Annotated in this window: 17 protein-coding genes; 7 read left to right on the top strand and 10 right to left on the bottom strand. The window is 68.4% G+C overall.

All coding sequences use genetic code 11. The annotated features are described in order from the left end of the window. Positions 1 to 231: 231 nt before the first annotated feature. Positions 232 to 360 (top strand): hypothetical protein, encoded by a 129-nt coding sequence (locus tag CAL29_RS32135; protein ID WP_255361982.1) that lies wholly within the window; start codon positions 232 to 234, stop codon positions 358 to 360. Between the two features lie 196 nt (positions 361 to 556). Here CAL29_RS32135 and CAL29_RS25595 read toward each other — a convergent pair whose 3' ends face one another. The 4 genes from CAL29_RS25595 to CAL29_RS25580 form a co-directional block, all read right to left on the bottom strand. Beyond that, positions 557 to 1489, bottom strand: a complete 933-nt coding sequence (locus CAL29_RS25595; RefSeq protein ID WP_094855734.1) for a LysR family transcriptional regulator — start codon at positions 1487 to 1489, stop codon at positions 557 to 559. Positions 1490 to 1566: 77 nt separating this feature from the next. Continuing rightward, positions 1567 to 3447 (bottom strand): branched-chain amino acid ABC transporter ATP-binding protein/permease, encoded by a 1881-nt coding sequence (locus CAL29_RS25590; protein WP_256977747.1) that lies wholly within the window; start codon positions 3445 to 3447, stop codon positions 1567 to 1569. 49 nt (positions 3448 to 3496) lie between these two features. Further along, complete coding sequence (locus CAL29_RS25585) at positions 3497 to 4642, bottom strand: ABC transporter substrate-binding protein (RefSeq protein ID WP_094855733.1); 1146 nt, start codon at positions 4640 to 4642, stop codon at positions 3497 to 3499. A gap of 14 nt (positions 4643 to 4656) precedes the next feature. Then, positions 4657 to 5181: a hypothetical protein gene (locus CAL29_RS25580; RefSeq protein WP_094855732.1), complete on the bottom strand. Its 525-nt coding sequence runs from the start codon at positions 5179 to 5181 to the stop codon at positions 4657 to 4659. A 196-nt stretch (positions 5182 to 5377) separates the two neighbouring features. Here CAL29_RS25580 and ettA point away from each other — a divergent pair, with 196 nt between their 5' ends. Together ettA and CAL29_RS25570 are read left to right on the top strand one after the other, a co-directional pair. Then, on the top strand, positions 5378 to 7051 hold the full coding sequence (gene ettA / locus CAL29_RS25575; protein WP_094855731.1) for an energy-dependent translational throttle protein EttA: 1674 nt from the start codon (positions 5378 to 5380) through the stop codon (positions 7049 to 7051). Positions 7052 to 7650: 599 nt separating this feature from the next. Continuing rightward, the gene (locus CAL29_RS25570) at positions 7651 to 7872 is read left to right on the top strand and encodes a glycine zipper 2TM domain-containing protein (RefSeq protein WP_094855730.1); all 222 of its coding nucleotides are present in this window, start codon (positions 7651 to 7653) and stop codon (positions 7870 to 7872) included. A gap of 257 nt (positions 7873 to 8129) precedes the next feature. Here the strand turns inward: CAL29_RS25570 and minE are convergent, their stop codons facing one another. The 3 genes from minE to minC form a co-directional block, all read right to left on the bottom strand. Further along, positions 8130 to 8387: a cell division topological specificity factor MinE gene (gene minE / locus CAL29_RS25565; RefSeq protein WP_094855729.1), complete on the bottom strand. Its 258-nt coding sequence runs from the start codon at positions 8385 to 8387 to the stop codon at positions 8130 to 8132. A 3-nt stretch (positions 8388 to 8390) separates the two neighbouring features. Then, positions 8391 to 9206 (bottom strand): septum site-determining protein MinD, encoded by an 816-nt coding sequence (gene minD, locus CAL29_RS25560; RefSeq protein WP_094855728.1) that lies wholly within the window; start codon positions 9204 to 9206, stop codon positions 8391 to 8393. A 260-nt stretch (positions 9207 to 9466) separates the two neighbouring features. Next, positions 9467 to 10564: a septum site-determining protein MinC gene (minC, locus tag CAL29_RS25555; protein WP_094855727.1), complete on the bottom strand. Its 1098-nt coding sequence runs from the start codon at positions 10562 to 10564 to the stop codon at positions 9467 to 9469. Positions 10565 to 10812: 248 nt separating this feature from the next. Between minC and CAL29_RS25550 the strand changes: the two genes are divergently transcribed. Then, entirely contained in the window at positions 10813 to 11088 is a 276-nt protein-coding gene (locus tag CAL29_RS25550; RefSeq protein ID WP_094855726.1) for a hypothetical protein, read from the top strand. A gap of 38 nt (positions 11089 to 11126) precedes the next feature. Here the strand turns inward: CAL29_RS25550 and CAL29_RS25545 are convergent, their stop codons facing one another. After that, positions 11127 to 12893 carry a glutamine--tRNA ligase/YqeY domain fusion protein gene (locus CAL29_RS25545; RefSeq protein ID WP_094855725.1) on the bottom strand — a complete coding sequence of 589 codons (1767 nt, stop codon included), beginning with the start codon at positions 12891 to 12893 and terminating at the stop codon, positions 11127 to 11129. Between the two features lie 254 nt (positions 12894 to 13147). Here CAL29_RS25545 and CAL29_RS25540 point away from each other — a divergent pair, with 254 nt between their 5' ends. Beyond that, a complete protein-coding gene (locus tag CAL29_RS25540) occupies positions 13148 to 14491 on the top strand; it encodes a cytochrome ubiquinol oxidase subunit I (protein ID WP_094855724.1) in 1344 nt (447 codons plus the stop codon). Next, on the top strand, positions 14488 to 15645 hold the full coding sequence (locus CAL29_RS25535; RefSeq protein ID WP_094855723.1) for a cytochrome d ubiquinol oxidase subunit II: 1158 nt from the start codon (positions 14488 to 14490) through the stop codon (positions 15643 to 15645). The genes CAL29_RS25540 and CAL29_RS25535 overlap by 4 nt, the downstream gene beginning before the upstream one ends. A gap of 26 nt (positions 15646 to 15671) precedes the next feature. On the opposite strand, the gene CAL29_RS25530 is transcribed toward CAL29_RS25535, so the two are convergent. Then, positions 15672 to 17237, bottom strand: coding sequence for an ATP-binding protein (locus tag CAL29_RS25530; RefSeq protein ID WP_094855722.1), 1566 nt, complete (start codon positions 17235 to 17237; stop codon positions 15672 to 15674). Positions 17238 to 17243: 6 nt separating this feature from the next. Beyond that, positions 17244 to 17951, bottom strand: coding sequence for a response regulator (locus tag CAL29_RS25525; RefSeq protein WP_094856908.1), 708 nt, complete (start codon positions 17949 to 17951; stop codon positions 17244 to 17246). 265 nt (positions 17952 to 18216) lie between these two features. Between CAL29_RS25525 and CAL29_RS31725 the strand changes: the two genes are divergently transcribed. Next, positions 18217 to 19728 (top strand): hypothetical protein, encoded by a 1512-nt coding sequence (locus CAL29_RS31725; RefSeq protein WP_094855721.1) that lies wholly within the window; start codon positions 18217 to 18219, stop codon positions 19726 to 19728. Positions 19729 to 19764 lie beyond the last annotated feature (36 nt).

Raw genomic sequence — 19764 nt, 5'->3', positions numbered from 1 at the left:
CGTTACTGCCGGGCATGGCGGCCGCGGTCCGCCGGCCTGATGCGGCTTCGTTGAAACGGGGACGGGGTTGGCTGGGCAAGGGGCTGAAATTCCGGGTAGAATGCCGGGTTTTCCAAAGTTTCCGCCAGCCTGGGTTTCCTCCAGCCGTTGCGCGGGCCCTTTCCGCACTTCATGTGCTCGCTAACCTTTTGATGTGTCCGTCAGTGGACCATCGCTGATCGGAGAATCGTCATGGCTGAACGCAAACGCACCCGCCGTAACACCCTGGAACGCCGCTGCCTGGGCAAGGCCTTCAAGCGCCTGTTCGTGAACTCGCCCAAGGGTGTGTTCAAGATGCTGGAAAAAATTAAGCGAGTGTAAGGGTACCCCCCTACCGCGCGGAGCGCGGCCCCCCAGGGGGGCGACACCCGCGGACCGGCAAAGCCGGCTCCGCGGTGTCTGCGATCTACAAGACCTGTGCAATGCACAGGTCTTTGTTTTTTTGGGGCGCGCCGGTGGTGAGAAAAGGCCTTTTGGGGCCTTTTGCTTTTTGCGTCACTGGCAAACCCGCCCGGCGTCAGGCCTGTTCCGTCGCCTCGCCGTTGGCGGCTTCGAGGCGCGGGACGATGAAGTCCATGAAGGCGCGGGTTTTGGCGGGCAGGATGCGCGAGGGGAAGACGGCGTAGAGGGGCAGGGGGGCGGCCCGCCATTCGGGCAGGACGCGGCGCAGGGAATGGTCGCGCGCCATGCGGCCCTGGGTGGCGGCATAGGCGGGCAGGGGGGCGATGCCCATGCCCAGGCTGACGAAGTCGCTCAGCAAGCCCATGTTGTTGGCCGTGACGCGGCCATCGACGACCACGCGTTCCTGCGTGTCGCCGCGCGTGAGCAGCCAGGTCGAGGCGGCTTCGCTGGCGAAGCCGCGCAGGCATTCGTGCTCGCGCAGGTCGGCCGGCGTGCGGGGTTCGCCCCGCTGCGCCACGTATTCGTCGGAGGCATAGAGGTAGCGCGTCATCGACAACAGCTCGCGCACCTCCATGCCGTCGTTCTGCATGCTGGGCTCGCCCAGCCGCAGCATCACGTCGAACGGCGCGGCGTGCGGATCGGCGGCGCGCAGGCTGAGGTCCAGCTCGCATTCCAGTTCGGGATACAGGTCGGTGAACTCCTGCAGCGAATCCGAAAGCAGCAGCAAGGCCAGGCTGTCCGGCATGCTGACGATGAGCTTGCCCTGCGGCTGGCTGGAGATGGACAGCAACTGCTCATGGGCCAGGCGGGCTTCGTCCACCAGGCTCTGGCAGCGATCGAAATACACCTGCCCCGCGTCGCTCAGGTCCAGCCGGCGCGTGTTGCGATTGAGCAGGCGCATGCCCACGGCCTTTTCCAGTTCGCTGATGCGGCGCGACAGCGTCGAGGTGGGCATGTCGAGCGCGCGCGCGGCGAGGCTGAAGCTCTTGCGCCGGGCGACTTCGACGAACAGGGCAATGTCGTTCAGTTGAACGTTGGCGGCGTCCATGCAAGGTCCGGAAAAAGGATCCCGCATTCTACTGCGCGGGCACGCGCCCCGCAGGCCCCTTCTAGCGTTAACTGGCCCTATGGCACGTTGCCGACGTAGGCCGCCAGCAAGGCCGGATGCCGCATTATTTCCGCGGGCGTGCCGCGCGCGGTGATGGCGCCGGCGTCCATGACCAGCACCTGGTCGGCCAGCGTCATGACGAAATCCCGGTCATGCTCGGCCAGCAGGATGGTCATGCCGCCGTCGCGCAGCTTGCGCAGCAGTACGGCCAGCTCCTGTCTTTCCGCGGTCCGCAGGCCGGTCGCCGGTTCGTCCAGCAGCAACAGGGAGGGATCGGCCGCGAGGGCGCGCGCGATCTCGAGCAGGCGCCGGCGGCCGGGCGGCAAGGCGGCGGCCGGCTGGTGCAGGCAGTCCCCCAGCCCGACCCGCTCCAGTTGGCGGGTGGTCTCGGCCAGCAGGCGCGCCTCCTCGCGCCGGTCGGCATGCACCGCGCAGGCGGCGAGGCCGTGCGTGCCGCGCAGGTGCGCGCCGATGGCCGCGTTGTCCAGCACGCTGCGCCCGGGCAGCAGATGGACCTGCTGGAAGCTGCGGCTCAGGCCCAGCGCGGCGAGGTGGCGCGCGCCGCGGCCCGCCACCGGGTCGCCCATGAACAGGATCGCGCCGGAGGTGGGCGTGTCGACGCCGGACAGCAGGTCGAGCAGGGTGCTCTTGCCGGCGCCGTTGGGACCGATCAGCGCCACGATGCTGCCGGCTTCGGCGGCCAGGCTGACGTCGCGGTTGGCTTCCAGCCCGCCGAAGCGGCGCGTCACCCGCGACACCTCCAGGATGACGTCGCCGCGCGGCGGCAGGGGCCGGCGCGGCAGCGGCTCGGCCGCCATGTTGACCTTGCCGTCCTCGCGGTCCAGCGGCAGGCGGCGCGCCAGCATGGGCCACAAGCCCTCGCGCGCGCGCAGCAGCATCCCTATCGCGACCAGGCCGAGCAGGATCGCTTCGATGCCGCCATAGCCGCCGTATTCGCCGTATATGCCGGAGGCGCCGTCGCCCGCGGGCGGCTGCGCCAGGCCGGGCAGCAGCTCGCGCAGCCATTGTCCGGCCGCGGTGAAGATGCCCGCGCCCAGCAGCGCGCCCCACACATGCGCGACGCCGCCGACGATGGTCATGAAGACGTACTCGATGCCCATGCGCAGGCCGAACGGCGCGGGGTCGACGTGGCGCTGCAGGTGGGCGTAGAGCCAGCCCGCCATGCAGGCCTGCGCGGCGGCGATGAGCAGGATGGCGAAACGCAGCCGGCGGCTGTTCACGCCCATCGATTCCGCCATCGCGCAGCCGCCGCGCAAGGCGCGCATGGCGCGGCCCTGGCGGGAGTCGAGCAGGTTGCGCTGGGCCCACAGGCCCAGCAGCAGCACCGGCCAGATCAGGTAGTACATGCGGTTCGCCGTGTCCAGGGCCACGCCGGCGACCTGGATGGGCGGGATGCCGTCGATGCCGCGCTCGCCCGCCACGGCGCCGAAGGCGTAGTGCAGCGCCAGCCCCCAGGCGACGCTGCATACGGCGAGGTAGGGGCCGGGCAGGCGCACGGTCAGCGCGCCCAGCAAGGCGGCCAGCGCCAGCGTCAGCAGCAGTCCGGCCGCCAGCGCCAGCCAGGGCGATCCCCCCAGCCAGGCCCATCCTTCCGGCAGCGCGCCCGCCTGCGCTGTGAGCAGGGCGGTGGCGTAGGCGCCCACGCCGACGAACGCGGCCTGCGCCAGGCTGACCAGGCCGCCGATGCCGGTAAGCAGGACCACGCCCAGCGCCACCAGCGCGGCCAATCCGATGTGATCCAGCAGCAGCACGTAGCGGGCGGGCAGAAGCGCGGGCGCGACGGCCAGCAGCGCCAGCAGGGCGAACAGCAGATAGCGCGGCGGCACCGCCGGCTTGGCGGAGCCGGTGGGGCAGACAGGCGGCGGGCAAGGCGTCATTGCGCTTTCTCCTCGGTTCCTGCGTCGCGCGGCCCCCCGCCTTCCTCCTTCAGGGCAGCCGTTTCCAGGCGCCGTCGCGGACCTCGATGAGCTCGCGCCCGCGGGCGTCGAATCCACTGTGATCCTGCGGCGTCATGTCGTACACGCCCTGCGTACCGACCAGGTCGTGGGTTTGTTCCAGGGCATCGCGCAGCGCGGCGCGGAATGCCGGCGTTCCCGGCTGGCCCGCGCGCTCGGCTTGCGGCGTCGCGCGTTGCAGCAGCAGGCCCGCATCGTAGACATTGGCGCCGAAGGTGGCGGGCATGGCATGGTAGCGCTGCTCGTAGGCGTCGATGTAGCCTTGCGCGACGGGCTTGGAAGGATGCGTGTCCGGCATCTCCGGCAGCACCAGCATCAGGCTGGCGGCCAGCACGGTGCCCTCCACCCTCTTGCCGCCCAGCTTGAGGAAGTCCGGCAGGGCGGCGCCGTGCGTCTGGTAGAAACGTCCCTTGTAGCCTTTGTCGGCCAGCGTGACCTGGGGCAGCACGGCGGCCGCGCCGGTCGCCGCCACGAGGACGGCGTCAGGCCGCGCCGCCAGGATTTTCAGGGCCTGGCCGATGACCGAACTGTCGTTGCGCTGATAGCGTTCCCGCGCCACGATGCGCAGTCCGTGATCGGCGGCGAGCGCGCTGAACACCTTGTACCAGTTCTCGCCATAGGCGTCGCCCAGGCCGATGAAGCCCACCGTCTTCACGCCGTTGGCGGCCATGTGCCCGACCAGGGCCTGGGCGATGATGTCGTCGTTCTGCGTGGTCTTGAAGACCCATTTCTTCTGCGCGTCCATGGGCTGCACCACGGCGGCCGAACCCACGGGCGCCAGCAGGGGCACGCCGGCCTCCGCGACGAAGGGAATCATCGCCAGGGTATTGGGCGTGCCGGGCGGGCCGATGATGGCGTCGACGTGCTGCTCGTCGATCAGCTTGTGCACGGCCGCGACCGATTGCGCGGGATCGCTGGCGTCGTCCAGGACGATGTAGTCCACCGTCAGGCCGCCCAGCCTGGGCGGCAGCAGCGGCACGGTATTTTTCTGCGGGATGCCGACCATGGCCGTGGGGCCGGTGGACGACGTGATCACGCCCACTTTCATCTGGGCGTGGGCGGCGCCAGCCGCCAGCAGGGTGGCGGCCAACAGCGCGCCGACGGTTTTCAACAGCATGGGGACGGGCGGCCTCAATGACGATGCGCGCCGTCGACGCCCGCGCCGGCGCCGTCATGGCCGCCGTCCTCGTCGTCGTCGTCATCCTCGTCGTCTTCGTCGTCCAGGTCGGACAGGTCCTCGTCCGTCAGGTCGAAGGGCAGCACGTCGGCGAGGGTGTCGGACCAGGCGGCTTCCTCGCCGTCCTGGTCCAGCTTCACGAAGCGCTCGCCTTCGGCCAGCGTGATCTGGACGGCCCACAGGTAAAGGCAGTCGTAGACGTCCTCATCGGTGTGGTCCAGGCCGCCGCGATTGCCCAGCAGGCGCGAGCCGGGCCCGCCCATCTGCACGCGCACCGGTTCTTCGCCGTCGCGGGCGGCGTTTTCTTCCATGGGGATGCCGAAGGTGACCCATTCGAGGCCTTCCTCGGTGGCATCGACTTCGGCCAGCACGGGCTTGCCGAGATAGGCGCTGAGCGCGTCGGCGGTCTTGGCCAGCATGTCCAGCTCCGCGGTCTGGAAGCGGGAGACGGAGGCGGGGGGGATGGCGGAGGCGGACATGATGAAAATTCCTGGCATATCGAGGGGACGCGTTCGCCGCGCGGCGGCGTCGCTATCTTGGCTCACAAGCATAACGAAAGTCGCCTGCAAGCAATATCGTCTTATTGTCGTCCTCCCAGGGGGAGAAGCGCAAACATCGGACGGTCGCGCGGGCTGGCTACAATCGGGGTTTGACTTCCATCATCCCCCTACATCCATGGCCCAATACGTCTACACCATGAATCGCGTGGGCAAGATCGTGCCGCCCAAGCGGCAGATCCTGCGCGATATTTCGCTGTCGTTTTTCCCCGGCGCCAAAATCGGCGTGCTCGGCCTGAACGGGTCCGGCAAATCGACCCTGTTGAAAATCATGGCCGGCGTCGACAAGGAAATCGAAGGCGAGGCCGTGCCCATGCCCGGCCTGAATATCGGCTACCTGCCGCAGGAGCCGCAGCTCGATCCCGAGCATACCGTGCGCCAGGCCGTCGAAGAAGGGCTGGGCGCGGTGGTCAATGCCCGCAAGCGCCTGGACGAAGTCTATGCGGCCTATGCCGAGCCGGATGCCGACTTCGACAAGCTGGCCGCGGAGCAGGCCGAACTGGAAGCCATCATCGCGGCGGCCGCTTCCAGCGGCGCCGACGACATCGAGCATCAGATGGAAATCGCCGCCGACGCGCTGCGCCTGCCGGCCTGGGACGCCAAGGTCGACAAGCTGTCCGGCGGCGAAAAGCGCCGCGTCGCCTTGTGCCGCCTGCTGCTTTCCAAGCCCGACATGCTGCTGCTGGACGAACCCACCAACCACCTGGACGCGGAAAGCGTGGAGTGGCTGGAGCAGTTCCTGCAGAAATTCCCGGGCACCGTGGTCGGCGTGACCCACGACCGCTACTTCCTCGACAACGCCGCCGAGTGGATCCTGGAACTGGACCGCGGCCACGGCATTCCCTGGAAGGGCAACTACAGTTCCTGGCTGGAGCAGAAGGAAGACCGCCTCAAGCAGGAAGAGGCGTCCGAATCGGCGCGCCAGAAGACCATCAAGAAAGAACTGGAGTGGGTGCGCCAGAATCCCAAGGGCCGCCAGGCCAAGGCCAAGGCGCGCCTGGCGCGCTTCGAGGAATTGTCCTCGTACGAATACCAGAAGCGCAACGAAACCCAGGAAATCTTCATTCCCGTGGGCGAGCGCCTGGGCAATGAAGTCATCGAGTTCAAGAACGTCAGCAAGGCCTATGGCGACCGGCTGTTGATCGACAACCTGAGCTTCCGCGTTCCGGCCGGCGCCATCGTCGGCATCATCGGCCCCAACGGCGCCGGCAAGTCGACCCTGTTCCGCATGATCGCCGGCCGCGAGCAGCCGGATTCGGGCGAAGTGATCATCGGCCAGACCGTGAAGCTGGCCTACGTCGACCAGTCGCGCGATGCGCTGGAGGACGCCAAGACCGTGTTCGACGTGGTGGCCGACGGCGCCGACATCCTGACGGTGGGCAAGTTCGAAATGAGCTCGCGCGCCTATCTGGGCCGCTTCAACTTCAAGGGCGGCGACCAGAACAAGGTCGTCGGCCAGCTCTCGGGCGGCGAACGCGGCCGCCTGCACATGGCCAAGACGCTGATCGCCGGCGGCAACGTCCTGCTGCTGGACGAACCGTCCAACGACCTCGACGTCGAAACCCTGCGCGCGCTGGAAGACGCGCTGCTGGAGTTCCCCGGCAGCGTCCTGGTCATCAGCCACGACCGCTGGTTCCTGGACCGCATCGCCACCCACATCCTGGCCTTCGAAGGCGACTCCCAGGTCGTCTTCTTCGACGGCAACTACCAGGAATACGAAGCGGACAAGAAGCGCCGCCTGGGCGAGGAAGGCGCCAAGCCCAAACGCCTGCGCTACAAGCCGTTGAAGTAGGCCCCCCCCTACCGCGCGGAGCGCGGCCCCCCAGGGGGCGACACCGGCGGACCGGGGGACCCGGATCCGCGGTGTCCCCGATGGGATCGGGTTCTTTTGCGCGGTTTCGATAAAGGGCACAGGATTTTTTGATTGCGGTCACAGGCTTCAGATATCTATCCGAGGCTGCGTGCTCGGCGGTCCTTGGGTATTTGTCACGTACCCCGTAGCGCCAAGTAAAAAAAAGGCCCGTCAGGGCCTTTTTTATTGCCTGACCGCCACGGCGGAACATATTCCTGGCGGCAAGTGGTCCATGGCCAGGTTGGCGACGGGACATTTGGGTGTGTCGCGGGGATGCCGCAAACAGTGTTGCGGGTGTTACAGATCCCTGTTACGTAACGTCAGCGTTGGGACGGAGGGCGACAGGGTGGTGGGGGTGGCGAGGATGTTGCGTTGCGGGGGGCCTACCAATTGACACAACCTTAGGGCAATCCTCACACCGCGGCGGGGCGGCTTGCGCGATCCTGAAAGCCTCGTTAACTGCCGCACCGCGTCCGGTCGGGGTTTCGTGTCAAACCCGTGCCTCTCGCGCCGATCTCCGCGGGCAAAGGAGAACAATCATGAAACGGATACCCTTGCGCAAAGTCTGCGCGCTGGCCCTGCTGGCGTTCACCATGACGGGCTGCTCCACCTGGGACAGCATGAGCCATCGGCAACGGTCCACGGTCGCGGGCGCGGGCGTCGGCGGCCTCGCCGGCGCCGTCATCACCAACGGCGGCGTCCTCGGCACCGTAGGCGGCGCCGCCATCGGCGGCGTCATCGGCAACCAGATAGGCCGATAACCCCCAAACGACACCACCAAACAAAAAGGCCCTGACGGGCCTTTTTGTTTGGCAGCGCGCCATACGGCGACGCCCCCTTTCGAAACCGCACAAAAGAACCCCAGCCCCATCGAGGACACCGCGGATCCGGGTCCCCCGGTCCGCGGGTGTCGCCCCTTGAGGGGAGGCGCGCGTAGCGCGCCTGGGGTGGGCCCCTCCTTCCGGTCCGCCGGTGTCGCCCCCTGGGGGGCCGCGCTCCGCGCGGTACGGGGGGGCCTCTACGGCTGCGGCATCTCGATTTTTACTTCGAGGATCTCCAGGGTGTCCTGGCGTTCCAGGTTCACCTTGATGTCGTCCGGATTGATCTTCACGTATTTCGAGATAACGGCGATCAACTCCTGCTGCAGTTGCGGGAGGTAGTCGGGCGAGGAGCCATCGCGGCCGGTCCGTTCATGGGCGAGGATGATCTGCAAACGTTCCTTGGCAACGCTTGCCGTGTTCTTCTTCTGGCCGAGCAGAAACGACAACAGGGACATTGCTTACTTTCCTCCGAAAATGCGCTTGAGGAAGCCCGGCTTGCTGTATTCGGTGAAACGCAGCTCTTTCTCTTCGCCCAGGTAACGCGCCACGACGTCCTTGTAGGCCTCGGACACGTCGGTGCCATTCAAATGGACCGCGGGCAGGCCCTGGTTGGAGGCCTGCAGCACCGCTTCCGACTCGGGAATGACGCCGATGAGCTTGATGCGGAGGATGTCCTCGATATCGCGCAACGAAAGCATTTCGCCATCGGAGACGCGCTTGGGGTTGTAGCGGGTCAGCAGCAGGTATTCCTTGACCGGCTCGTCGCCCTGCACGGCGCGGCGCGACTTCGCGGCCAGGATGCCGAGAATGCGGTCGGAGTCGCGCACCGAGGACACTTCCGGGTTAGTGACCACCAGCGCGTCGTCGGCGAAATAAGCAGCCATCAGCGCGCCCGTCTCGATGCCGGCGGGCGAATCGCAGACGACGTAATCGAAGCCCATTTCCTTGAGGTCGTCGATCACCTTGCCCACGCCTTCCTGCGTCAGCGCATCCTTGTCGCGGGTCTGCGAGGCCGGCAGGACGAACAGGTTGTCGAGCTGCTTGTCCTTGATCAAGGCCTGTTTCAGGGACGCTTCGCCCTGGATGACGTTGACGAAATCGTAGACCACGCGGCGTTCGCAACCCATGATCAGGTCCAGATTGCGCAGACCGACGTCGAAGTCGATCACCGCGGTTTTGTGACCGCGCATGGCAAGCCCGGAGGAAAAGCTGGCGCTGGTGGTCGTCTTGCCAACCCCGCCCTTGCCGGAAGTGACCACAACTATACGCGTCATGACTCAGTAGCCCTTATGTTCGGAACAAATCGCAGTATCGTAATGCAAAAAGCCGTCAGCCTCGACGGCCATGGATGCTTCTTACAAGTTATAGGGATCGGTTATAGGGATGGGCCAGGGGATCGGCGATGGGGCGGCACGATTGCATCGCATGCCCTTGCTTTCCCGTGTCCCCTATCCCACGTCCCCATGTCCCGTGTTCCCCTGTCCCAGGCGCGCATCGTCCCGGGTTCCCAGAGCCCGGGTTCCGATCCTCGTGCCTAGGACTTCAATGCCTCCAGGCGCAAGGTGTCGCCTTCCAGGCGCACCAGCGCCGGCTTGCCGTGCAGCGAGGCGTCCAGCTTGTCTTCGACCACGCGGTAGACGCCGGCCACGGCCAGCAGCTCGGCGTCCAGGTGCGTGGTGAAAATGCGCGCCGTGGTGTCGCCGCGCGCCCCCGCCATGGCCTTGCCGCGCAGCGGGCCGTAGACGTGGACGTTGCCGTCGGCGATGACCTCGGCGCCCTGGCTGACCATGCCGATCACCACCAGGTCGGAGTGGCGCGCATAGACGCGCTGGCCGGAACGCAGCGGCCGCGTGATGACCAAGGCCGACGAGGAATGCGGATCGGCCGCGGTCGGCGCGGCGGCCGAGGTGGTGCTGCGCGCGGCGCGTTCCGGGATGGGCTGGCGCGCCGGCGCGGCGGGCAGGCCGGCGCCATTGCCGCCATTGCTCCCGTTTCCGCCATTGCGCGGGGCGGCGCCATCGGCGCGCTTGCCCTGGCGCTGCCCGCCATTGCCATTGGCGTTGTCATTGCCGGCCGCGTTTTCCCCGGCCGGCGCCGGCTGAGAAGCGGCTTCGCCCGCGGCTTTCCCGTCGGCGGTCTTTCCCTCGGCGGCCGACTGCTGTTCGGACGACGACGTGCCCGCGCCGCTGATCGCCTTGGCGGCGGTCTCCGCTTCGGCGGCGGTGGACGTGGGCTCGGGGGCGGCCACCAGTTCGGCCGCGGGCTGGGTGGGCATGGGCGGCGGCGCGCCGCCGGTGTCGGCTTGCTGCGGCGCGCGGGCCGGCGGGGTGGACAACTCGACGGCGGCGAGCCCGGCCGCCTGCGCGGCGCGCAGGTTGTCGCCTTCGGCGACCACGCCGATGGGCGGCAGCTTGTGGCCGCGCAAGGCGGCCAGCAGGGCGGGCCAGTCCACCGGGTCTTCCACGCGGCTGGCGTCGATGACGACGGGTTCGTTTTCGAAGAAACTGCCGGCATCGGCCATGCGCTTGTCCAGCGCGGCGGTCAATTGCGCCAGGTCGGCGTTGTGCAGGACGACGCGCACGGCATAAAGCGTGGCGCTCTTGAAGTCGAGGGCTAGGGGTGCGCTATTCATTTCGTTGGAGACCGGACAAGGACTCCGGTTGCGGAATAGCGGGGAATGATAACCGAGGCCTTCCCTTCATCGAACAGTTTGCGCATATTCGTGCCCCCGTGCCGGGCAATATGCCGCCCGCGCCCACCGGTAATCGAGCGTAAGGATGGGCTACGTATTGCGAGACCTGCGCGCAAGACGCGTATGGACACGGTCCCCTTCGTTTATCGTGGAGATTCCTCTTAGGCACTCATCGCGAGGAGTCCGACATGTCCCATCCCAACCCTCCGCAACGCCCGACCGGTCTCAGCGGCCAGGAAGAAGAAGACCTGCGCGCCCGGGAAAAAGGCTATGACGACGAAGCCAGCGCCTTGCCCGAGCCCGATCCGGACGCGCGCGCGCCCTCCGACCCGCCGGCGCCCTCGTTGGCCCGCCGGCGGCCCTTGCTGGACGCGGAAAAAGGCGGCCTGTTGCCGAGCCGCGGCACGGTGGCGCCGCCCCTGGACGACCCGGACGAGGACGACCCCGGGCCGGCGGATTCGTAAGGTTCACTGCGACCGGAACCGGTCCCGGCCCTGTCGGCTCAGCCCTGGCCCCAGGAATCCCGCAGCGTCACCACGCGATTGAGCACCGGGGCTTGCGGCGTGGAAGTCCGGCTGTCCGCCACGAAGTAACCCAGGCGTTCGAACTGCCAGGTGGCGCCGGAAGCGAGGTCGGTGCCCGGCTCGATCCAGCCTTGAACGGTGCGCCGCGAATCGGGATTGAGGGCGGCCAGGAAGTCCTTGTCGCCGGCGTCCGGATGCGGATCGGCGAACAGGCGGTCGTACAGATGGATCTGCGCGGCGACGGCATGGGCCGCGCTGATCCAGGTGATGTTGCCCTTGACCTTGACGCTGTCCGCGCCCGGCGTGCCGCTGCGGGTTTCCGGCAGGTATTCGGCGTGCACCTCGACGACCTTGCCGTCGGCGTCCTTGACGCAGCCGGTGCAGCGCACCACGTAGCCGTACTTCAGGCGCACCAGGTTGCCGGGGAAAAGGCGGAAGTATTTCTTCGGCGGTTCTTCGCGGAAATCGTCCTGTTCGATCCACAGTTCGCGCGAAAACGGGAATTCCCGCTGCCCTTGCGCCGGATCGTGCGGATTGCGCGGCGCGGTGCAGGCCTCGACCTGGCCTTCCGGGTAATTGGTGATGATCAGCTTCAGCGGCTGCAGCACGGCCACCGAGCGCGGCGCCACCGGGTCCAGCTCGTCGCGCACGGCCGCTTCCAGCAGGCTGTAGTCGATGCGCGAGTCGGATTTCGACACGCCGGTGCGGTCGCAGAACAGGCGGATGGCCGAGGCCGGGTAGCCGCGCCGGCGCATGCCGAACAGCGTGGGCATGCGCGGATCGTCCCAGCCGTCGACATAGCCTTCGCGCACCAGTTGCAGCAGCTTGCGCTTGCTGGTGACGATGTAGCTGAGGTTCAGGCGGGCGAATTCATATTGGTGCGGCAGCGGCTGGGCCAGCTTGCCGAGTTCGGCCAGGCGCGTCAGGGTCCAGTCGTAGAAGGGCCGCTGATCCTCGAATTCCAGGGTACAGATGCTGTGGGTGATGCCTTCCAGCGCATCCTCCACCGGGTGGGCCCAACTGTACATGGGATAGATGCACCACTTGTTGCCGGTCCGGTGATGGGTGGCATGGCGCACGCGGTACAGGACGGGATCGCGCAGGTTGATATTGGGCGAGGCCATGTCGATGCGGGCGCGCAGCACCAGGCTGCCGTCCGGATGCTTGCCGTCGCGCATCTGCTCCAGCAGGTCCAGCGATTCCTGCACGGGACGGTCGCGCCAGGGCGAATTGGCGCCGGGCTCGGTCAGGGTGCCGCGATTGGCGCGGATCTCTTCCGCGCTCTGCTGGTCGACGTACGCATGGCCGGCCCGGATCAGGGCCTGGGCGAAGTCGTACATATAGTCGAAGTAGTCGCTGGCGAAGTACAACTGCTCGGCGCCGTCGCCCGCCTTCCAGTCGAAGCCCAGCCAGCGCACCGCGTCGATGATCGCGTCGACGTATTCCTGGTCTTCCTTTTCCGGATTGGTGTCGTCGAAACGCAGGTGGCAGACGCCGCCGTAGTCGCGCGCCAGGCCGAAATTCAGGCAGATGCTCTTGGCGTGGCCGATGTGCAGATAGCCGTTCGGTTCGGGCGGGAAGCGGGTGCGGATGCGCGCCGGATCCGGCTGGCCGGCCGCCTGCACGCTGGCCGGACCGGGCACGCCGGCCCAGCGCTTGGCATGGAAGCGGTCGGCCTTGAGATCGGCTTCGATGATGTGGCGCAGGAAATTCGGGGCGGCGGGAGTCGTCGGGGCGGTCGTCATGCTGTTACGTCGGGGCGGCGGCAAAAGGACAATTTTGCCACGTCCGCGTCCTTCGGGCCCGCCGGGGTCCGAATCGGCCGCCCGGGCGGGCGCAAATCGCGCTGGCGGCGCCATGTCCGCCGGCGCCGGGACTGCTCGCGCCGGGGCTTCCAGGCGATGAGCGGGGGGCTTGCGCCCGATGAAACTTCCCGAAACCTGTCCTGGACGAAGCCTCCGCGCCGATTCCGCCAAGTCGCTCTAAACTAGCGCGCATCATGATCCTTCCCCCTTTACTTCTGGGCCGGGTGCAATTCACGGTCTGTCTCGGTTTCCTGGCGCTTTTCGTGGCCTTGGGGCTGGCCTTGTCCTGGCTGCTGCTTTTCTTCAAGTTGAAGGCCCGTTTCAGCGGCAATCCGGGCTGGACCGCCGCCTACCGGTTCTGGGTGCGCATCTTCGCGCTGGCCTTCGTGCTGGCCCTGGCCGCCGCCGTGCCGGTGCTGGTGCAGGTGGGCACCATCTGGTCCGGCCTGATGGACCGCATCGGCAACGTCGCCGGCCCCTTGCTGGGCTTCGCGGTCCTGTCGGTGTTCGCGCTGAAATCCTGCTTCCTGGGCGTGATGCTGTTCGGCCAGCGGCGCGTGTCCGAGGCCGTGCACACGCTGTCGGTCTTCATGGTCGCCCTGGGGCAACTGGTGGCGGTCTTCTGGGTGCTGGCGCTGGTGTCGTGGATGCAGACGCCGGACGGCGCGGTGGCGGTGGACGGCCGCTACCAGGTGTTCGACTGGATGGCCGTGCTCGTCAATCCCTCGCTGAAGCTGACCCTGGGCATCAACCTCCTGTGCGCGGCCCTGACCGTGTCCTTCATGGTCATGGGAATTACCGCCTGGCAGGCCCTGCGGCGTCCCCTGGACGACGGCGAACGGCTGGGCTTTCGCGCGGCGCTGGTGGTGGCGTGCCTGGCCATCCTGGCGCTGGCCCCGGCGGGGATGAAGGCGGGCCTCATGATCGCGCATTACCAGCCGGCCAAGGCCGCCGCGGCGGTCGGCTTCTGGCACGACAGCGACAGCCCGGACCTGGTCCTGTTCGCCATGCCCGACGCCGAAACCAGCAGCAACCTGGCCAGCGTGTCCATCCCCGGCGCCGGCGAGCGCTGGCTGGGCCGTGACGTCAAGGGCAAGCTGCTGGCGCTGGAGAATTATTCCGGCATGCAGCCGCCGGTCGCGCTCACGTTCTGGTCGCTGCGGGTGATGGTGATCATGTGGGGGCTGATGTTCCTGGCCGCCTGGGCCACCCTGCTGCGCCTGCGCAAGCGCGGGCTCGATCCCGCCGTGCTGCCGCGCGGCTGGCTGCGGGTGCTCAGCGCGCTGACCTTCTCCGGCGCCATCGTGCTGCTGGCGGGCTGGGTGATGACCCTGGTCGGCATCCAGCCCTATATCGTCAACGGCGCGATCACGCAGACCGAGATATTGGGGCCGGCCACGGGCCGCGGCCTCCTGTACGGCACCGTGGGCTACGTGCTGCTGTACGGCCTGCTGCTGTGGGCCTTCGTCAGCATGCTGTTCCATGCCGCGCGCTATGGCGTGGTGCCGGTGCGCAAATTCGCCAGGGCCCCCGCATGATTTCCGCTTTTACCTCGCTTGCCGCATCGCTGGGCCTGAATCCGCAAGACCCTGGTTTCTGGATGCCGCTGGCCTTCATGGCCATGCTCTTCGTCCTCATCCTGGCCGGCACGGTGCTCGACGGCTTCGACCTGGGCGTGGGCATGCTGCTGCAACTGGCCCCGCCGGCCGAGCGCGGCCGCATGATGACGCTGCTCAGCCCCTGGCGCGACGCCAACGAGTTCTGGCTGCTGCTGGGGGTGGGACTGTTCGCCGCGGCCTTTCCCTTCGCCTGGGGCGTGGTGCTGGGGCAGCTCTATACGCCCTTGACCCTGATGCTGCTGGGCGCCGTGCTGCGCAGCGTGTCGTTCGAGTTCCGCTTCCGCGCCCGCAACGAGCACAAGCCGCGCTGGCTGTTCGCCTTCTGGGCCGGTTCCTTGATGACGGCCTTCGGCCAGGGCATGGTGCTGGGGCGCATCGCCACCAACTACCAGGGCCTGCCGGGCTACACCTTCTTTTCCGTGTTCGTCGGGCTGTGCGCGGTGGCGGGCTACGTGCTGCTGGGCTCGACCTGGCTGGTGATGCGGGTCGAGGGCGACCTGCAGCGGCGCGCCGTGAACTGGGCGCGCCATGCCATACGCTGGGCCGCCGCGGGCATGGTGGCGATCGCGGTGACGCTGGGCCTGGCCAACGCCGGCATCTTCTATAAATGGAGCAATCTGTCGCACCTGGGGCTGGCCGTTTCCACCTGGGGCGCGATGCTGCTGGGATTCGTGACGACCGAGATGGTCCTGGCGCGCCTGCCGACGCGGGCCGAGCGTTTCAGTTGGGTCCCCTTCGTCCTGTGCGTCTGCCTGTTCCTGCTGATGATGGGCGGGCTGGCCTATAGCCTGTTTCCCTATCTCATCCTGGACGACATGACGATCTGGGACGGCGCGGCTTCCCCCGGGTCCCTGCGGCTGGTGCTGGCCGGCGCCGTGGTGGCGATCCCCTTGATCCTGGTGTTCAACATCCTTTCCTACCGCTCCGTGTTCGGCAAGGAAAAGCCGCCCCGGCTGGCCTTGCCGGCGGCGGCCTCCGCGGCCGTCGCCTCCGCGCCGGGCACGGGTGGCGGCGCCGGCGGTTCGAGCCCGGCCGCGGCTGCACCCGCCGCGCCGGCGACGGGCAAGTCCTGAGGGGAGGGCGGCGCGGCGCTGCCGGGCTATTCTCCGTTTTGCAGCGGCAGGACGATTTCCACGCTCAATCCTCCCCAGGGCGCGGCGCCCAGGGTCAGGCGGCCGCCGTGGGCGCGGGTGATGGCCTCGGCCAGCGCCAGCCCCAGGCCGACGTTGCCGCTGCGGGTGCGCGCGTCGTCCAGCCGGGCGAAGGGGCGCAAGGCTTCCGCGCGCCGCTCCGGCGGAATGCCCGGGCCATGGTCCGCCACGGTGAGGACGGCCTCGCCGTCGCGCTTCTCCAGCGTCACCTCGACCGGCGGCGCGCCGTGGTGCAGGGCGTTGCCGATCAGGTTGTCCAGCAGCCGCGCCAGCGCCACCGCGTCGCCTTGCAGGGTCATGGCGGTGTCCGGCGCCATGGTCAACTGCACCGGCGAGCCGGCGCCCGCCCAGTTATGCACCCGCTCCACCACCCATTCCGCGAGGGGGATGGGGGCGTAGCGGTAGCCGGCCGGATCGGTGCCGCGCACGAAGCCGATGAACTGGTCCACCATGTGCTGCATGTCCTGCAAATCCTTGCGCAGTCCTTCCTTGAGCACGGGGTCGTCGGCCATTTCGATGCGCAGCCACATGCGCGACAAGGGCCCCTTGAGGTCGTGGGGCAGGCCGGCGAGCAGGGTGCGGCGCACCGATTCCGATTCGGCCAGGGCGTCCAGCATGGCGTTGAAGCGCTCGCCCAGGACGCGGGTCTCGTGGGGGCCGGCGGGCTCCACGCGCTGCGGCTGTCCCGCCGCCAACTGGTCGGCGGCATGGGCCAGGCGGGTGATGGGGCGCGTGATGGTCCAGGAAAAACCCGCCGCCAGCAGCAGCACCAGGCCCAGGCCGCCCAGCCAGGCGACGATCAGCGGCGTCGGAGTCGGCGGGTCGAGGCGGTCGACGGGAATGACCAGCCATTCGCGCAGGCGCGGCGCGTCCTCGCTGGTCGGGTTGTTGGCCAGGGAAATGAAGACTTCGGCGGTGGGGCCGCGCGACAGGGCGACGCGGGTGCCGTCGTTCAGGCGCCGGTTGAGCTGGCGCACGAGTTCACGCAGGTCCTTGCGGGTGTCGCCGTCGGCGCCGCCGCGGCGGTCGCGGAATCGATCGCGGCCGCCGCCCCGGTCCTCGCCGCCCGGGCGTTGGCCTTGGCCCGCGGCGGGGCCGGCGGGGTTATTGGCGCCCGCGGCGCCGCCCGGTCCGGGCTGGCGGCCGGCGTTGGGCGCGTTTTGCGGATCGGCCTCGGGCGGCGGCGGGGGAGGCGGCGGTGGCAGCCCGCCCCAGTTGAAGCGCTGTATCTGCGCTTCGGCCGGCAGGGTGCGCGCCCACAGGTGCCATTGGCCTTGCGAGGCGTCGCGCACGAAGTCGGCGCGGTCTTCCGCCGGAATTTCCGAAAGCGCCGCGCGCAAGGTGCGTATGGTGGTGGCGATGTAGTCCAGCCCCACTTCCTCGAGATAGCGGTCGCGGTAGTGGGCGCCGACCACCAGGGTGGCGGCCTGCGCCAGCAGCACGCAGCCGAGCACCAGCAGCGTCAGGCGCGCGCGCAGTGAACGGGGCAGCAGCTTGCGGAGCGAAAAGGACATGCGTAATCAGGGCGAGAAACGATAGCCGATGCCCCACACCGTCTGGATCCAGCGAGGCTGCTTGGGATCGTCCTCGATGGCGCGGCGCAGGCGCAGGATGGCGATGTCGATGGCGCGGTCGTTGCGTTCGCCGGCGTCGTCGTCGCGCGCCAGCGCCAGCAGCCGTTCGCGCGACAGGGGCTTGCCGGCGTTGCGCACCAGGGCTTCCAGCAGGTTGATCTCGCCGCCCGTCAGCTTGACCACCGTGTCCTCGCGCAGCAACTGGCGCGTGGTGGGGTCGAAGGTGAAGGGGCCGAAGGTCACCGGCGCGTCGCGCGTCAGCGCCGAGGGGCCGCGCTTGCGGCGCAGCACGGCCTCGATGCGCGCCAGCAGTTCGCGCGGGTCGAAGGGCTTGCCCAGGTAGTCGTCCGCGCCGGCCTCCAGGCCGATGATGCGGTCGACCGCCTCGTCGCGGGCGGTCAGCAGGATCACCGGAATGTCTTCCCCCTGTTCGCGCAGGCGCCGACAGGCATCGGCGCCGTCGCCGCCCGGCATCATGCGGTCCAGCACCAGCAGGTCGGGCGCGTAGCGCGCGATGCGCGCGGCCAGGTCGCTGGCGTCCGGCGCCAGCAGGGTGTCGTAGCCGTGCCGGTTGAGGTAGTCGGCCAGCAATTGGCGCAGGGCAGGGTCGTCATCGATGACCAACAGCTTGGTGTGGGGGGTAGACGTATCCATGGCGCCCATATTGTTATGGTCCGGCTTCCTGTGCAAGAGGCGGGAAATCGACTGAAATATACGGTATTTGACGTTTGGCTTTCGCCCGTGCCGGGGCGGGGTGGTGGCGGCGTCGCGACACGGTCATGGTTTGTTTCCGACGATGGGGGCACAGGCGTTTCCGTGCCGCAGCAAGCAGCCTAAAATCCCCGTTTCCGCGCCCCGTCTTTGACCAGGGTCCGGTCGTTATTTCGCTGCCATCTTGCCGTTACTCATCACATTCACCATGTTTCCTCCTGCGTACGCACCTGCCCGTCTCCGGCGCGCGCGGCTGGCCCGCCTGGCCGGCGGCCTGGCGCTGGCCGTGCCCGCGCTGTCCGTCGCCGCGCCGCCCCAGTATGTCGCGGCCACCATCGGCAACTTGGCGCCCGCCCAGCCCTTGCCGGTCCAGGTGGGCAATTCGGTGATGTTGACGGCGGAATTGCCGCCTTGCGCGCCCGCGGCCGATCCCACGGCCGAGTCGGTGGCCGCCGCGGTGAATGACGCAGGCAGCGGGACCGGACGGATTACGCTGCCCGCCGCGACGCAGCCGGCCGCGCCGGGCGCGGACGCCACGGCGCGCGCGGCAAGGGCGGTCGACGCGGCGAATGCCGGGAATGCTGCGGATGGGGCGAACGTGGCAAGCGGCGCGAACGGAGCAAACGGAACGAACGGGGCGAATGGAGCAAACGGAACGGCGCCGGCGGACGATCCCCTGGCCGCGGTGCTGGGCCGGCCCGATCCCGGACTGGCCGCGCAGCCGGTCGATCCCGCGGCCTCGCAAATCGCCAGCCCTGTGCAGTGCCGCAACACCGCCGCCCAGGCGCAGGACGCGCTTCCCGACGACCTCATGGCGCCCGCCGCATCCCGCTACGCCTTGAGCTACGAGCCGCCGGCCCCGGGGACCCCCGGCAAGGTCAAATGGGCCCGTCCCCTGGGCGCGCCCAAGCCCTGGTTCGCCGGCATCTCGACCGTGGGCGGCATCGAGGAAGGCGATCGCAGCCTGACCTATCGCTCCGTCGAAGGGCCTTCCCTTTCGCTGGGGTCGCAATCGACGTACACCCCCGCCTGGGGCAGCGCGGCCACGATAGGCGGTTTCGGTTTTTCCAACCTGACGGCCGCCGCCGACGCCCCGGTGGCGGAAGGCAAGCTGGGCTATTCGTCCATGTTCGGCCACCTGGACTACACCGATACGTCGGCCACCCAGGGCGGCATCGCCTATGGCTCGGCGGCCGGCAGCAGCGCGCTGCGCTACGGCGTCACCAAGGACTGGACGGTCGAAGGCCAGGCGCAAAGCGCGCGCGCCCTGAGCGCCACCGGCCTGGGGTCGACCTATTCGATCGGGCAATGGGGCACGCTGAACGCCGGCGCCACGCAAAGCCGCTATGACGAGGCGGAAAGCTGGCGCTACCGGCTGGGCTACAAGGTCGACGTCTGGTCCGGCATCACGCTGGGCTATGCCAACGAACAGACCCAGGCCGGCTATAACGACCTGTCCACCTATTCCACCGGTCCCATCGATACGCGGCAGTCGCGCAACACCTTGTCCGCCGGCTTGCCCATGGGCGGCTGGGGCACGCTCACCGGCACCTATTACGGGGTGCGCGATGCCGACGGCGTCCTGGCCGAACGCCACTTCGGCCTGTCGCAGAGCATGTTGCTGGCTCCCAATGTCCGCCTGGCCCTGGGCGCGGACCGCGACGTGGTCACGGGCGAATACGCCGTCAACATGAACCTGTCCCTGCCGCTGGGCCGCTGAGGCGCCGGCGGCCGGCCCCGGATTTCCGGACGTCCG

It is taken from the genome of Bordetella genomosp. 10, assembly GCF_002261225.1.
GTDB lineage: Bacteria > Pseudomonadota > Gammaproteobacteria > Burkholderiales > Burkholderiaceae_B > Bordetella_C.
Note: the sequence above shows the minus strand (reverse complement) of the source record. Positions and strands in the feature narration are given on the sequence as shown.

What these genes read in the sequence shown, in the direction of transcription:
- CAL29_RS32135 (WP_255361982.1), top strand. Translation starts at nt 232, where the DNA reads ATGGCTGAACGCAAACGCACCCGCCGTAACACCCTGGAACGCCGCTGC.
- CAL29_RS25595 (WP_094855734.1), bottom strand. Translation starts at nt 1,489, where the DNA reads ATGGACGCCGCCAACGTTCAACTGAACGACATTGCCCTGTTCGTCGAA.
- CAL29_RS25590 (WP_256977747.1), bottom strand. Translation starts at nt 3,447, where the DNA reads ATGACGCCTTGCCCGCCGCCTGTCTGCCCCACCGGCTCCGCCAAGCCG.
- CAL29_RS25585 (WP_094855733.1), bottom strand. Translation starts at nt 4,642, where the DNA reads ATGCTGTTGAAAACCGTCGGCGCGCTGTTGGCCGCCACCCTGCTGGCG.
- CAL29_RS25580 (WP_094855732.1), bottom strand. Translation starts at nt 5,181, where the DNA reads ATGTCCGCCTCCGCCATCCCCCCCGCCTCCGTCTCCCGCTTCCAGACC.
- ettA (WP_094855731.1), top strand. Translation starts at nt 5,378, where the DNA reads ATGGCCCAATACGTCTACACCATGAATCGCGTGGGCAAGATCGTGCCG.
- CAL29_RS25570 (WP_094855730.1), top strand. Translation starts at nt 7,651, where the DNA reads ATGAAACGGATACCCTTGCGCAAAGTCTGCGCGCTGGCCCTGCTGGCG.
- minE (WP_094855729.1), bottom strand. Translation starts at nt 8,387, where the DNA reads ATGTCCCTGTTGTCGTTTCTGCTCGGCCAGAAGAAGAACACGGCAAGC.
- minD (WP_094855728.1), bottom strand. Translation starts at nt 9,206, where the DNA reads ATGACGCGTATAGTTGTGGTCACTTCCGGCAAGGGCGGGGTTGGCAAG.
- minC (WP_094855727.1), bottom strand. Translation starts at nt 10,564, where the DNA reads ATGAATAGCGCACCCCTAGCCCTCGACTTCAAGAGCGCCACGCTTTAT.
- CAL29_RS25550 (WP_094855726.1), top strand. Translation starts at nt 10,813, where the DNA reads ATGTCCCATCCCAACCCTCCGCAACGCCCGACCGGTCTCAGCGGCCAG.
- CAL29_RS25545 (WP_094855725.1), bottom strand. Translation starts at nt 12,893, where the DNA reads ATGACGACCGCCCCGACGACTCCCGCCGCCCCGAATTTCCTGCGCCAC.
- CAL29_RS25540 (WP_094855724.1), top strand. Translation starts at nt 13,148, where the DNA reads ATGATCCTTCCCCCTTTACTTCTGGGCCGGGTGCAATTCACGGTCTGT.
- CAL29_RS25535 (WP_094855723.1), top strand. Translation starts at nt 14,488, where the DNA reads ATGATTTCCGCTTTTACCTCGCTTGCCGCATCGCTGGGCCTGAATCCG.
- CAL29_RS25530 (WP_094855722.1), bottom strand. Translation starts at nt 17,237, where the DNA reads ATGTCCTTTTCGCTCCGCAAGCTGCTGCCCCGTTCACTGCGCGCGCGC.
- CAL29_RS25525 (WP_094856908.1), bottom strand. Translation starts at nt 17,951, where the DNA reads ATGGATACGTCTACCCCCCACACCAAGCTGTTGGTCATCGATGACGAC.
- CAL29_RS31725 (WP_094855721.1), top strand. Translation starts at nt 18,217, where the DNA reads ATGTTTCCTCCTGCGTACGCACCTGCCCGTCTCCGGCGCGCGCGGCTG.